The following is a 12,521-nucleotide window of genomic DNA, read 5'->3' as shown; positions in this document are numbered from 1 at the left end:
GTCAGCGGGGGAAGTGACGTACAGCGGTATTCCTACTGACAGTAAGTTACACCACTGTTACGCGACCGGCGGGGCGCTGCTGTCCCGGGATGCGGGCCGACCTCAGACGACGGCGCCGTTGTCCGGGTCGTCCTCGTCCTCGTCGCCGGGGCGTAGCCGCCAGATCAGCGTGACGAAACCGGCCAGGATGCCGGTGAACCCGAAGAGCGTGACCGCCGAGCGGTCGATCGGAAGCAGCCACGGGAAGAGGAACAGCGCGAACCCGACGACCACCCCGAGCACGCCGATCACCGCGTACTTGCTGACCCGGGGCAGCGGTGGCGGCGGCGGTGGGTGGTAACCCTCGTCGTCCTCATCGTCGGGCAGGTCGGCGCCGAAGGTGTCCAGCCCGTCGAGCAGCGAGGGCTCGTCCGGTCGGGTGCCCCGGCCCACGGAGATCCCGGAGATGTCCGTGGCCGACGGCAGCCGGCGGACGTCGGTGGCGGTCGGACCGGGCTCGTCGGCACCGGAGCGGGCCAGCGGCCCAGCGGTCGGCTCGTCCCGTACGTCTCGTTCGTCCACGTCCTCCGAAGCCGGCCACGGGTGGTCACCGGGGGTGGAGGTGGTGTGGAAGCCTGCAACGATCCGTGCCCACTCGGCGTCGATGTCCGGTTCGTCGCGGGCCGGCGGCTGCTCCGGGGCGCCCTCGTCGGCGAGTTGGGCCAGGTAGTCCCGAGCGGTGGTCAGGTGTGAGCGGTCGACGTAGAGCCGGTCGACCGGCCGGGCCGGCACGGTGGTGGTGCGGGTGACCGGGTTGAGGTCGGCGGAGGGCTGGAGGTAGGCGGCTATCCCACCGGCGGCCAGCACGTCGAGCAGGTGCTCACCGACGCGCGGATCGACGTCGCCGACGACGGCGTACTCGTTCGCGTCGAGCCCGTTGTCCCGCCGTCCCCGGCGGGCCCCACCCGCTGACACCCGGACATCCCCCTTAACGCGCCTTCCGGCGCGGCCACCTCTGCCCTTCGACGCCCGTCCGCACGCCGTGCTCTGAATCGTGACACGTCAGGGCATGGTTCCGGGAGTGCGTTGTGTCGCGTCTTCCAAAGTCACGGCTGCTCCCGCAGGTCGCGACCGGGCACCTTTGTCCGTTCTTGCGCGACACGTGCGATCTCGGCGCTCATTGACGTCGAGCGCCGCGACACGCCGAGCGTCGCCCCGCTGACCTGCCAGCGACCCGGAATGGCGCGGCAGCGGTGACCGCCGATGGGTGCCAAGGGCTTCGTCCGTTGTGGTGCGAGCGCTCGCTTCGTAGGCTCGTCGGCGACGACGGCGGGCGCTGTCGCGGGCCCACCACGGGAAAGGACGCCGGTGCTCTACTGGCTGCTGAAGTACGTCATTCTCGGTCCGCTGCTCAAGCTGATCTTCCGCCCGCAGGTGGAGGGCCTGCACCACGTGCCGGCGACCGGCCCGGTGATCCTGGCCAGCAACCACCTCTCCTTCTCCGACTCGATCTTCACACCGTTGATCACCGCCCGGAAGGTCACCTTCGTCGCCAAGGCCGAGTACTTCACCGGCAAGGGGATCAAGGGCTGGCTGACCAAGATGTTCTTCGTCGGCACCGGCACGATCCCGGTGGACCGCTCGGGCGGCCAGGCCGCGCGCGCGGCCCTGGACACCCAGTTGCAGGTGCTACGCGCCGGGGGAGTGGCAGGCATCTACCCCGAGGGCACCCGCTCGCCGGACGGGCGGCTCTACCGGGGCAAGACCGGGGTGGCCCGGCTCGCCCTGGAGAGCGGCGCGGTGGTGGTGCCGGTGGCGATGCTCAACGCCGACGAGATCCAGCCACCGGGCAAGCTCATCCCCAAGGTCGACCGGGTACGGATCCGGTTCGGTGCGCCGCTGGACTTCTCCCGCTACGCCGGCCTGGCCGGCGACCGGTTCGTGGAGCGCGCGGTCACCGACGAGATCATGTACGAGTTGATGGAGCTCTCCGGTCGGGAGTACGTCGACACCTACGCCCAGAAGCTCAAGCAGCCCGTGCCGACGCCGCTTGCCGCCTGACCCGCCGGCCGGGCCGGTCGGCCGGCTCAGGGCAGGTGGAGCAGGGTGGGGGCGTGGTGGCGGGTGGCGAAGTCGTGCAGGCGGGCGCGGGTCGCCGCGGCGGCGGGCGGGTCGGTCCCGGCCAGGGGGCCGACGGCAAGCGCCAGTGTGATCACCTCGTCGGTCACGTCGGTCATCCGGGCGTAGCTCGCCGCCGACGAGCGCAGCAGGCCCGCAGCTGTCGCGGCATCCCCGTCGTGCCGAGCCAGCGTGGCGTCGGCGACCTGGGCGGCGGCGTGCGCCCACGGGGTCATCCGGGGCGCCCGATCGAGCATCTGGCGGACCAGCCGGGCCGCATCCGCGCCGAGCACCCCGGCGACGTGCCCGACGGCCGGCACCCACTCCGCGAACGGAATCATCCGGGTCCGTTGCCAGTCCTCGTCCAGCTCGGTGAGCAGCGCCATCGCCTCGTCGCGGCGGCCCTGCACCGCCCGGCACAGGGCGGCGTGCGCCAGGGTGGAGCGCAGCACCCGGTGGAACCCGGTGCGCCGCGCCGCGACAAGCGCCTGCTCGACCAGATCCGCACCCGTCGTGTCCGCCGCCGCGGTGCCGTCCCGCCCGGTGGTGGCGAGCGGCTCGGCTCCGGCCAGCCCGCGCATCCAGCCCGAGACCGCCACGATGTGCAGGTCCCACTCCGCGGTCGGTCGTTGGGTCGACTCCGCCGCCATCGCCAGCGCCGCCGTCCAGTCACCCGCGTAGTACGACCGTGCCCACTTGTCGGCGAAGCTGGTGGCCAGGCTGTGCTCGCCACCCAGGTCGAGGGTGAGCTGCTCGTCGACCAACCGGGCCGAGCCGGCCAGGTCGCCCTCCTCCTGCAAGGCCCAGGCCAGGTTCTGCACCGCCCGGCGTCGGCTGGTCAACCGTTCCACCCGGCAGTGCTCGGTCACCTCCGCCAGCTCCGGGAACGCCGAGTCGGAGCCGGCCAGGTAGCGCGCCACGGCCAGGGTGATCCGCGCGTTGGCCTGGACCTCGCGCAGCTGGAGTCGCTCGGCGAGGGACGCCGCCGCCCGCGCCGCGGTGCACGCCGGGTCGGTCTCCGCGTTCAACATGTGCACCCGGGCCAACTCCAGCAGGGCACCCGCCTTCTCCTGGCTGTCCGGTAGGTCGCCGTAGATGCCGATCGCCTGGTCCAGGCAGTGCAACGTCGCCGAACGGTCGGCCCGGCTCCACGCGGCGGTGGCGAGCAGCGTCCAGGCGCGCGCCGCCCCCGTCCGGTCGCCGCTCGCGGAGAGCCGCTCGGCCAGCCGGGTCAGGGTGTCCGTGCCCCCGGCCACCAGGAACGCGTCCCCGTCCCGGTAGAACGCCAGCTCGGCCTCGAAGAGGTCCAACGCCGGGTCCGGCCCGACGTCCATCGCCAGTGCCCGGCCGACAAGCGCGGCGGCGGTGTCCAGCGCGTGCAGCTCGTACGCCCGGCGGGCCGCCCGGTGCAGCGCGGCCCGCGCCGCCGGAGCGTAGGGCGCGGTGTCCAACCCGACGGTCCGGGCGATCTCGTGCGCCGCCCAGCGGTGGTTCGCCAGCACCTCGGCCAGGTCGTACTGCCGGCCATCGGTGAGCTGGGCCATCCAGTCGGCGGTGCGTTGGTGGCGCAGCACCCGCTCGGCCCTGGGCAGCCGTTGGTAGCAGACGTCGCGCACCAGGATGTGCCGGAACCGGTACTCGGACTGACCAGGCATCGTCGACGTGCTCTGCTCGTACACCAGGTCGCGCCGTTGCAGGCGGTCCAGCGCCCGCTCCACCCACTCCACCGGCCGCCCCAGCGCCATCGCGACCGGGGCCGCCCAGAACACCACGCCGACCACGGCGGCGGCCTGGAGCACCGCCCGGTCGGCCGAGTCCAGCAGGTCGAGCCGGTTGGCGATGACCGCCTGCACGGTGCGCGGCATCTCCGCGCCACCGTCGAGATCGGCGCGGACGGCCGTACCGACCGCGTCGAGCAGGCCGCCGTCAAGCAGCATCCGGGCGTACTCCTGGGCGTAGAGCGGGTTGCCGTCGGCGAACTCGATGAGCGGGGTACGCGAGCTGGAGGGCAGCGTCGACTGCCCGAGCAGCAGCGAGTAGAGCGTGTCGATGTCGGTGTCGTGCATCGGCGGCACCGAGATGGACATCGCGCCACTGATCGTGCCGGTCCAGGCCGGGTTCCGTTCCCGCAGCTCGGGCCGGGCGGTCGCGACGACAAGCAGCGGTACGCCGCGCGCTGACGCGCCCAACTGCTCGACGAAGGCGAGCATCGCCTGGTCCGCCCAGTGCATGTCCTCGAAGACCAGCACGGTCGGGCCGGTGGCGGCCAGGGCGAGCAGGAACCGCCGCCAGGCGGCCTCGGTCTCACCGGGGGTGAGTCGTTCGCCGGGTACGCCGATCAGCGGCCCGAGCGCCTCGGCCAGCCGGGTCGCGTGCGGGTCGGCCAGCTGCCCCAGGCGGGCCCGCAGCCGTTCGCGTAGCGCGACCGGGTCGTCGACCTCCGGCACACCCACCCAGGTCTTCACGATGTCCGACAACGCGGCCCAGGTGACGTTCTCGCCGAACGGCGGGCACTGCCCGACGAGCCAGGTGATCGGCGGGCCGGGCAGGCTGCCGGCGTGCCGGGCCAGCTCGCGCAGCAGCCGACTCTTGCCCACACCGGCGGGGCCGAACACCGTCACCAACTGGGAGGTCCGCTCGGTCACCATCCGGTGCAGCGCGTTGACAAGCAGGCCGCGCTCGTGCTCGCGGTCCACCATCGGCGTCAGCTCGGCGGCGCGCGGGTCCCGGTTGGGTCGCACCTGGATGGCCAGCCAGATCCGGCTCACCGCGGAGCGGCCGCGCAGCGTGACAGGTGGCTGGTCGGCGTACTCCATCTCGTGTCGGGTGGCCGACCAGGTGCTCTCGTCGACGACGACACCGCCCGACGGGGCGAACGCCTGGAGGCGGGAGGCCGTGTTGACGACGTCTCCGGTGACGAAGGCCTGCCCACCGTCACGGGCGGCGGAAAGATCGACCAGGGCTTCACCGGTCGCGATGCCGACCCGGAAGCCGAGCGGCGGCTGTGGGCCGGCGGGCTGACGGGCCAGGTTCCGTTGCAGCTCCAGGCCGGCGCGGACACACCGCAGCGCGTCGTTGTCGGTGGCCACCGGCGCGCCGAACAGCGCCATCGCCGCGTCGCCGATGTACTTCTCGACCACCCCGCCGTACTGGTGCACGATCCGGCGCACCGTGGCGAAGTAGGCCTGCTGCAGACTGCGGGCCTGCTCCGGGTCGGCCCGCTCCGCGTACCTGGTGAAGTCCACGATGTCGATGAAGAGCACGCTCACCTGACGGCGGTCCTCCTGCACCACGACGACGTGGTCCCGCAGCGGTTGCCCGCAGCTGGTGCAGAAGTTGACCTCGGTGCTGTTGGCGTGCCCGCAGTGCGCGCAGTTGACCCCGAGCGGCTGGCCACACCCGCCGCAGAAGCGGTCGTCCGGCCCGGCCGCGCGTGCGCAGTGTCCACACTTGAGGTCGATGTTCAGCTCCGTGGGCGAAAGAGGTCAGTATCGCGTCCAGACCGCCAAGTCGGGTACCCGACGTGCGGACGGGCAACGCCATCGATCGGTCGGGGTTAGTGTTCCGTACCAGGAAGTTTCACGTCAGGGAGAGTGCCGTGCAGGTACGACTGTCCGCCTCGTGGACCGATCCGGGGGGCACGCTGTGGGCTCCGGGCGACACGATTGATGTCGATGCGGTCACTCTCGCCGAACTGGAGGAGCAGGGCATGGTGGAAGAGCCTGAGGGTCAGTCGGGCGGGTCGGGGGAGACCACGACCACCTCGTCGAGCACGTCCACGGCTGGTAAGCCGACCGACCCGAAGAAGATCGGTCCGGGGCCGGGCGCGCCGCCGGCCGACAGTTCGAAGAACTGATCGCCCGGGTGCGGTGGGCGGGCCCCCGGTCCGCTGACCGCACCCGTTCGGTCCGCACATTCGTTGATGCCGGTTGCCGGTGGCAGCCGGCATCAGCCGTGCGCACGGCTCGGCATACCGGCGAGGGTGATGCGCGTCCACACCGGAGAGCGGTCGGCGACGGGGCGGCCGGTCGGTCAGCGATCGGCCATGCCGGCGCGGCGGCGCAGCGCGGCCACGTCGGTCACCACGATCCGGCGGCCCTCGGTGCGCAGCCAGCCACGGCTCGCGAACGAGCCGATGGCCTGGTTGACGCTCTGCCGGGAACCACCGGCCATTTCGGCCAGTTGGCTCTGGTTGAGCTCGATCGTGATCATCGGTGCCTGGCTCTCGCCGGCCAACCGCACAAGCGTCTTCGCCACTCGGCCGGGCAGGTCGAGGAAGACGTGGTCGGCGTTCTGCTCGGTGAGCCGGCGGATCAGCCCGCCCAGTGAGCGCATCACCGCGTCCAGGATGCGGGGGTTGGAGTGCACCAACTCCATGAACGCGCCGCGTGAGAGCGCCAGCGCCGCGCAGTCCTCGATGGCCTCCGCCGACGCGGACCGCGTGGACGCGTCGAGCAGGGAGACCTCGCCGAGCACGTCCGGTGGACGGATAACCGACAGCACGGCCCGCTCGCCGGTGGGTGCCGTGCGGAACACGGCCACCGCGCCACGGCGCAGCACGATCAGCGATTCGCCGGGGTCGTTCTCCACGAAGAGCAGTTGGCCCTTGCGGTAGGTACGCGGAACGGCGGCGGCGATGACGCGCTGCCGCACCTCGGGCTCCAGCCCAGCGAACATCTCGACACCCGTGAGCGCGTCACCCGGCTCTGGCAGGCGAACCTCCACGACCCAACCCCTCCCCCGGTCATGGACCACACAACTCGCTCACCGGGCGAACCTGATGGGCCCCGACAAGGTGAACTGACACCGATTCGGCGTCCGGTAGCGGTACACATCAGATCATGACGGTCCGGTCGCTTGCTGTACACCCCTCGAAGCACTTCCGTGACCGTCACGGGCTGCGATGTGCCGTTCACGAGGTGTCGCCACGGCTCGGCCCACCTCCGATCGGGCCCCGCCGGGCGCCGCCGGAGGGCGGTGGGCGAAGATGCCCGGAATGGTCTACCGCTACTTCTACGACTGCGAGTTCATCGAGGACGGCACGACCGTCGACCTCGTCTCGATCGGTGTCGTCGACGAGTACGGCCGCGAGTTCTACGCGGTCTCCACCGAGTTCGACGACTCCCGCGCCGTGCCCTGGGTCCGGCGCAACGTGCTGGACAAGCTGCCCTCGCCGGCGGACCGGTCCTGGCGCTCGCGTGAGCGCATCCGCGACGATCTGTACGACTTCCTGGTCGAGCCGATCCGGGACCGGCCGGGGGAGCAGTTGGAGCTGTGGGCGTGGTTCGCCGCGTACGACCACGTGGTGCTCGCCCAGCTCTGGGGTGCGATGCCGGCGCTGCCCCGGGAGATTCCCCGCTTCACCAAGGAGCTGCGGCAGCTCTGGGACGACAGTGGTAGGCCGACCCTGCCGGACGCGGACGCGGCCCGGCACGACGCGCTCGTCGACGCCCGGCACAACCTGGCCCGCTGGCGGGCGATGACGGCCCGCTGAGTGGCGGGCACGCCATCGTAGGTTTGACCGGTTCTGTCCCGGGCAACGGTTCGATCAGCCGAGCCGAGGGGGATTGCCATGAGTCACCAGCCGACCAGCGCAGCGCAGGCGCGCGCCCGGGTCACCGAGCTGGCCCGGGCCGCGCGGATCTGCATGCTCACCACGACCGCTCTGGACGGGCGGCAGGTGAGTCGACCGATGGGGCTCCAGGAGGCCGAGTTCGACGGTGACCTCTGGTTCTTCGCCTCCGCCGACTCGGCCAAGGTCCGCCAGATCCGGGTGAACCCGGAGGTCAACGTCGCCTTCTCGGACCAGAAGCACAATGCCTGGGTGTCGATCTCCGGCACCGCCACCGAGGGGTTCGACCGGGCCCGCGCCGACGAGTTGTGGAGCCCGTTGCTCAAGGCGTGGTTCCCCGACGGGCTGGACACCCCGGGGCTCACGTTGATCAAGGTGCACACCAGCTCCGCCGAGTACTGGGACTCGCCGAGCAGCACGGTGGTGAACCTGCTCGGCTACGCGAAGGCGGCGGTCACCGGCCGGCCACCGAACGTCGGCGAGAACCACGAGGTGACCTACTGACCGGGGGTGGGTGCCCGGGGCGCGCTGTCGCCGCACCGGCGGGCCGACTACAGTGCGCAGTGACGGCCCGCCCCGGGCCGGCAACGGCGCCGATGGTCTGACCTGACACATATCCTGGGGCATATCGGGCTTTACCTGATGCTCCAGGAGGATGAGCGGATCATGCGTATCGGCGTGCTCACCGGCGGCGGGGACTGCCCCGGTCTCAACGCGGTCATCCGGGCGGTGGTCCGCAAGGGCGTCGCCACTTACGGTCACGAGTTCGTGGGCTTCCGGGACGGCTGGAAGGGCCCGCTCGAGGGTCTGTCCCGGCCCCTGGGGATCGCCGACGTCCGCGGCATCCTGCCCCGCGGCGGCACCATCCTCGGCTCGTCCCGGACCAACCCGTTCAAGATCGAGAACGGCGTCGAGCGGATCAAGGACAACCTCGCCGAGCAGGGCGTGGACGCGCTGATCGCGATCGGCGGCGAGGACACCCTCGGCGTGGCCACCAAGCTCTACGAGCTTGGCGTGCAGGTCGTCGGCGTGCCGAAGACGATCGACAACGACCTCGGCGCCACCGACTACACCTTCGGCTTCGACACCGCGGTCAACATCGCGATGGAGGCCATCGACCGCCTCCACACCACCGCGGAGAGCCACCACCGCACCCTGGTCGTCGAGGTGATGGGCCGGCACGCCGGCTGGATCGCCCTGCACGCCGGCCTCGCCGGTGGCGCCAACGTGATCCTGCTGCCCGAGCGTCAGTTCGACGTCGACCAGGTGGCCGGCTACGTCGAGAAGCGCTTCCAGCACCAGTACGCCCCGATCGTCGTGGTCGCCGAGGGCGCCCAGCCGCTCGACGGCCAGATGGTCCTCGCCAACCAGGAGCTCGACTCGTTCGGCCACGTCCGCCTTGGCGGCATCGGCCAGTGGCTCGCCGAGCAGCTGGAGGCCAAGACCGGCAAGGAGGCCCGCACCGTGGTGCTGGGCCACATCCAGCGCGGCGGCACCCCGACCGCCTTCGACCGGGTGCTCGCCACCCGCCTGGGCCTGCAGGCCATCGACGCCGTCAACGACGGTGACTGGGGCAAGATGGTCGCGATGCAGAGCACCGACATCGTCCGGGTGCCCCTCGCGGACGCGACCCGCGAGCTGAAGACCGTGCCGCTGGAGCGGTACGCCGAGGCCGAGGTCTTCTTCGGCAGCTGATCGATCGTCGGCGGCGCGGCGGGCCTGCGGGTCCGCCGCGTCGCGACCCAAGGCGAGGGGGTACGGGCCGACATGTCCGCCGGAGTGCACACGGTCGCGGTGATCGGCGCGGGCAAGATCGGTGAGCTGATGCTCTCCGGGCTCCTGCGCTCAGGGTGGCCGGTCGACCGGCTGCTGGCCACCGCCCGCCGACCCGCCCGCGCCGAGGAGCTGACCGCCCGCTACGGCGTACGGGTGGTCGACAACCTGACCGCGGTGGACGAGGCGGCGGTGCTCGCGGTCTCGGTGAAACCGCAGGACGCCGCCGCGCTGCTCGACGAGATCGGCCCCAAGGTGCCGGCCGACAAGCTCGTCATCTCGCTCTGCGCCGGTCTGCCCACAAGCTTCTTCAGCCGCCGGCTGCCCGACGGCACCCCGGTGGTGCGGGTGATGACAAACACCCCGGCCCTGGTCGACGAGGCGATGACCGCGATCTCCGCCGGCGCGTACGCCACCGGGGCGCACCTGACCTTGGCCGAGGAGATGTTCAAGCCGCTCGGCCAGACGATCCGGGTGCCCGAGTCGCAGCAGGACGCGGTCACCGCGCTCTCCGGCTCCGGCCCGGCCTACTTCTACCTCCTGGTCGAAGCCATGATCGACGCGGGGATCCTGCTCGGGCTACCCCGCCAGGTGGCGCACGAGTTGATCGTGCAGACCGCGATCGGGTCGGCGGTGATGCTGCGCGACTCCGGCGAGCACCCGGTCAAGCTGCGCGAGGCGGTCACCTCGCCGGCCGGCACCACCATCTCCGCGATCCGTGAGTTGGAGAAGCACGGCGTCCGCGCGGCGCTGCTCGCCGCGCTGGAGGCCGCCCGCGATCGCGCCCGCGAGCTGGCGGCACAGGCCGACTGAGCGTTTGCGGGCAGCGCACCGGAACGGTCCGGGCACGTCGCGGAGCCGAGCGTGCCGCATACTGGCCCGGTGTTCACACTCGCCCAGGCCCGGCACCTGGTGGCCACTCTGCAGCCGCGCGTCGACGAGTTGGTCCGGGTCCGGGCCGACCTGGCCGAGTTGCGCGTCGACCTGGCCGACCACGGCGTGAGCGCGCTCGGCGGCCTGGCTGAGGTCAAGGCGCTGGAGGCCCGGCTGCACGCCGTCGTCGACGAGTTGCACCAGCACGACATCCAGGTCAAGGGCATCGCCCCGGTGCTGCTGGACTTCCCCGGCGAGCGGGCCGGCCGCGCCGTGCTCTGGTGCTGGTTGGAGGGCGACTCCGACGTGCGCTGGTACCACCGGGCCGAGTGCGGCTTCGCCGGCCGCCGCCCCCTCTGACACCCACGCCCCCACGCCCCGCGCGCGGCTCAGCCTGCTGCGGACGACGGCAGGACCGGGCCGGGGGTCGCGGTCACCGCGAACACCACCACGTTGTCGACGTAGTGACCCCGCCGCCGGTCGAAGTCGCCCCCGCAGGTGACCAGGCGCAGCTCCGCGCCGGGCGTCGGCCCGTAGACCACGGCCGTCGGAAACTGGGCCTTGCGGGTCCGCAGCGACCCGGTCACCCGGAACGACAACCGCTGCCCGCCGCGCCACACCTCCACGAGGTCGCCGGGCCGTAGCTCGCCGAGCCGGGCGAAGACCGCCGGGCCGCGTCGCGAGTCCAGATGCCCGGCGAGGACGGCCGGGCCGGTGTCGCCCGGGGCCGGACCGCCGCCGTACCAGCCGGCGGTGTCGAAGTCGGTCGGCGGAACAAGCGCACCCGCGCGGTCCAGACCCAGCACGGTGAGCGGTGAGTCGACGCCGATGCGCGTTACGCGTACCCGCGTGGGTGGACCGTGTGGCGCGGGCGCGGCGGCCACCGCCGGGCAGTCGTCGCCGCAGCCGGGGTGCCAGCTCGCCCCCGGCGGCGGTGGGCCGGTGGTGGCGAGCCCGACCCCGGTGCCGGCGGCCAGGCAGACCGCCGCGCCGGCCGCGACAAGCGCGGCCAGCGGCACCCGGCGGTCCCGGTGCCGCCGGATCGACAGATCCGGCCCGGCGCTCACCAGGTGGTGCGCCGCCGCCGACGCCAGAGCAGCAGGGCCACCGCGCCGGCCGCCGCGGCCAGACCGCCGGCCACCAGGGGGTACGCGTCGAGGCCCGCCCCGGCGGTGCCACCAGCGCCGGTGTCCACCCCGCCGGCCGGGACGACGGTGCCGCCCTCGGCGTCGCGACGCAGCTCGGCGGTGAGCCCGCCCTGCCTCGCGTCGAGCACCAGCAGTGAGTAGACCGCGCCGCCGGTGAGCCGCACCTCGGCGTCGGCGCTCGGACCGCCGGCACCCGTGAGCTTCAGCCGCCAACTCCCCGGCTCGACCTGCTGGTAGTCGGTCGTGGTGGCGAACTGCACCCCGTCGGCGATCACCGGGCCGTCGGCGGCGGCCACGTCGAGCACCGGGGTACGCACGGAAGCCTGCACGACCCGCACCTTGGCGCGGCCGTCGGTGGGGGCGCTGAGATCGTCGTTGAGCACCCGCAGACCGAGGTCGGCGTGCCGGCCGACGCCTGCCACCGTGTAGGCGTCGCCGCTGGTCACCGCGACCTCGGTGGTCAGCACCGGGGGGTCGCTGGCGGGGGCGCCGGCCTCGCGCATGGCCACCGCGTACCGGCCCGGCGCGAGTTCGAGGTAGTCGGAGACCACGCCGTAACCGACCCCGGGGAAGACCTGCGGCTTCGCCGTGCCCGGCGCGGCCAGGTAGACGTCCACCGCCGGCGTGTCCGGGGAGAGGTGCGCGAGCCGGACGTATCCGACGGTGTCCGCGCCGGTCGCGGCGCTCGCCGGAATCGGAATGGCGGCGGTGGCGAGGGCGGTGCCGAGCAGGAGCGCGCCGGAGCCGGCCAACAGCCGGCGGGGCACGGTACGGAACGTGTGCATGTCGCCTCCGGGGGCACGTTCGGTGAGCGGGCGGCAACCCAGGGAACAGGGTCCCGTGAACAGGACTACGACGCAAGTTGCCACGGCGATGTTTTGTCGCTCACCCCGCCGTACCCCTGCGCCCCCGCGCCCGGCCTGCGCCCCCGCGCCCCCGCGCTCACCGACGAGCAGACCGCCAACGTCAAGGCCATCATCGCCGCCACGAAGAAGGCCGGCCTGCCCGAGCGGGCCGCGGTCATCTCCAAGGGCAACCACCCTGCTCCGCCGCTTCTG

At 72.5% G+C, this 12,521-nt stretch carries 12 protein-coding genes and 1 pseudogene; 8 read left to right on the top strand and 5 right to left on the bottom strand.

The window, feature by feature from the left end:
* Positions 1-102: 102 nt before the first annotated feature.
* Positions 103-954 carry a DUF308 domain-containing protein gene (locus ACWER9_RS18900; protein ID WP_452303055.1) on the bottom strand — a complete coding sequence of 284 codons (852 nt, stop codon included), beginning with the start codon at positions 952-954 and terminating at the stop codon, positions 103-105.
* 393 nt (positions 955-1,347) lie between these two features.
* Between ACWER9_RS18900 and ACWER9_RS18895 the strand changes: the two genes are divergently transcribed.
* A complete protein-coding gene (locus tag ACWER9_RS18895) occupies positions 1,348-2,040 on the top strand; it encodes a lysophospholipid acyltransferase family protein (protein WP_452303054.1) in 693 nt (230 codons plus the stop codon).
* Between the two features lie 26 nt (positions 2,041-2,066).
* Here ACWER9_RS18895 and ACWER9_RS18890 read toward each other — a convergent pair whose 3' ends face one another.
* Entirely contained in the window at positions 2,067-5,564 is a 3,498-nt protein-coding gene (locus tag ACWER9_RS18890) for an AAA family ATPase (RefSeq protein ID WP_452303100.1), read from the bottom strand.
* Between the two features lie 131 nt (positions 5,565-5,695).
* Here ACWER9_RS18890 and ACWER9_RS18885 point away from each other — a divergent pair, with 131 nt between their 5' ends.
* Complete coding sequence (locus ACWER9_RS18885) at positions 5,696-5,953, top strand: hypothetical protein (RefSeq protein ID WP_452303053.1); 258 nt, start codon at positions 5,696-5,698, stop codon at positions 5,951-5,953.
* A 176-nt stretch (positions 5,954-6,129) separates the two neighbouring features.
* Here the strand turns inward: ACWER9_RS18885 and ACWER9_RS18880 are convergent, their stop codons facing one another.
* Positions 6,130-6,822, bottom strand: a complete 693-nt coding sequence (locus tag ACWER9_RS18880; RefSeq protein WP_091407574.1) for a Crp/Fnr family transcriptional regulator — start codon at positions 6,820-6,822, stop codon at positions 6,130-6,132.
* 271 nt (positions 6,823-7,093) lie between these two features.
* Between ACWER9_RS18880 and ACWER9_RS18875 the strand changes: the two genes are divergently transcribed.
* From ACWER9_RS18875 to ACWER9_RS18855, 5 genes are all read left to right on the top strand, one after another.
* The gene (locus tag ACWER9_RS18875; protein WP_452303099.1) at positions 7,094-7,591 is read left to right on the top strand and encodes a polyadenylate-specific 3'-exoribonuclease AS; all 498 of its coding nucleotides are present in this window, start codon (positions 7,094-7,096) and stop codon (positions 7,589-7,591) included.
* A 78-nt stretch (positions 7,592-7,669) separates the two neighbouring features.
* Positions 7,670-8,173 (top strand): pyridoxamine 5'-phosphate oxidase family protein, encoded by a 504-nt coding sequence (locus ACWER9_RS18870; RefSeq protein ID WP_452303052.1) that lies wholly within the window; start codon positions 7,670-7,672, stop codon positions 8,171-8,173.
* A gap of 162 nt (positions 8,174-8,335) precedes the next feature.
* Positions 8,336-9,364, top strand: a complete 1,029-nt coding sequence (locus tag ACWER9_RS18865) for a 6-phosphofructokinase (RefSeq protein ID WP_145779688.1) — start codon at positions 8,336-8,338, stop codon at positions 9,362-9,364.
* 72 nt (positions 9,365-9,436) lie between these two features.
* Positions 9,437-10,255, top strand: a complete 819-nt coding sequence (gene proC / locus ACWER9_RS18860) for a pyrroline-5-carboxylate reductase (protein ID WP_238661521.1) — start codon at positions 9,437-9,439, stop codon at positions 10,253-10,255.
* Between the two features lie 69 nt (positions 10,256-10,324).
* Positions 10,325-10,675, top strand: a complete 351-nt coding sequence (locus ACWER9_RS18855) for a DUF2203 family protein (RefSeq protein WP_452303051.1) — start codon at positions 10,325-10,327, stop codon at positions 10,673-10,675.
* A gap of 29 nt (positions 10,676-10,704) precedes the next feature.
* Here the strand turns inward: ACWER9_RS18855 and ACWER9_RS18850 are convergent, their stop codons facing one another.
* The gene (locus ACWER9_RS18850) at positions 10,705-11,382 is read right to left on the bottom strand and encodes a class F sortase (RefSeq protein ID WP_452303050.1); all 678 of its coding nucleotides are present in this window, start codon (positions 11,380-11,382) and stop codon (positions 10,705-10,707) included.
* Positions 11,379-12,248, bottom strand: coding sequence for a DUF4397 domain-containing protein (locus ACWER9_RS18845; protein WP_452303049.1), 870 nt, complete (start codon positions 12,246-12,248; stop codon positions 11,379-11,381). The genes ACWER9_RS18850 and ACWER9_RS18845 overlap by 4 nt, the downstream gene beginning before the upstream one ends.
* 93 nt (positions 12,249-12,341) lie before the next feature.
* Here ACWER9_RS18845 and ACWER9_RS18840 point away from each other — a divergent pair.
* Positions 12,342-12,521: pseudogene (locus tag ACWER9_RS18840) on the top strand (hypothetical protein); the annotation flags it as partial.

Source organism: Micromonospora sp. NPDC003944 (assembly GCF_053605225.1).
Note: the sequence above shows the minus strand (reverse complement) of the source record. Positions and strands in the feature narration are given on the sequence as shown.

Coding starts and splice junctions, on each gene's coding strand:
- proC (WP_238661521.1), top strand. CDS start 9,437: ATGTCCGCCGGAGTGCACACGGTCGCGGTGATCGGCGCGGGCAAGATC.
- ACWER9_RS18870 (WP_452303052.1), top strand. CDS start 7,670: ATGAGTCACCAGCCGACCAGCGCAGCGCAGGCGCGCGCCCGGGTCACC.
- ACWER9_RS18875 (WP_452303099.1), top strand. CDS start 7,094: ATGGTCTACCGCTACTTCTACGACTGCGAGTTCATCGAGGACGGCACG.
- ACWER9_RS18845 (WP_452303049.1), bottom strand. CDS start 12,248: ATGCACACGTTCCGTACCGTGCCCCGCCGGCTGTTGGCCGGCTCCGGC.
- ACWER9_RS18865 (WP_145779688.1), top strand. CDS start 8,336: ATGCGTATCGGCGTGCTCACCGGCGGCGGGGACTGCCCCGGTCTCAAC.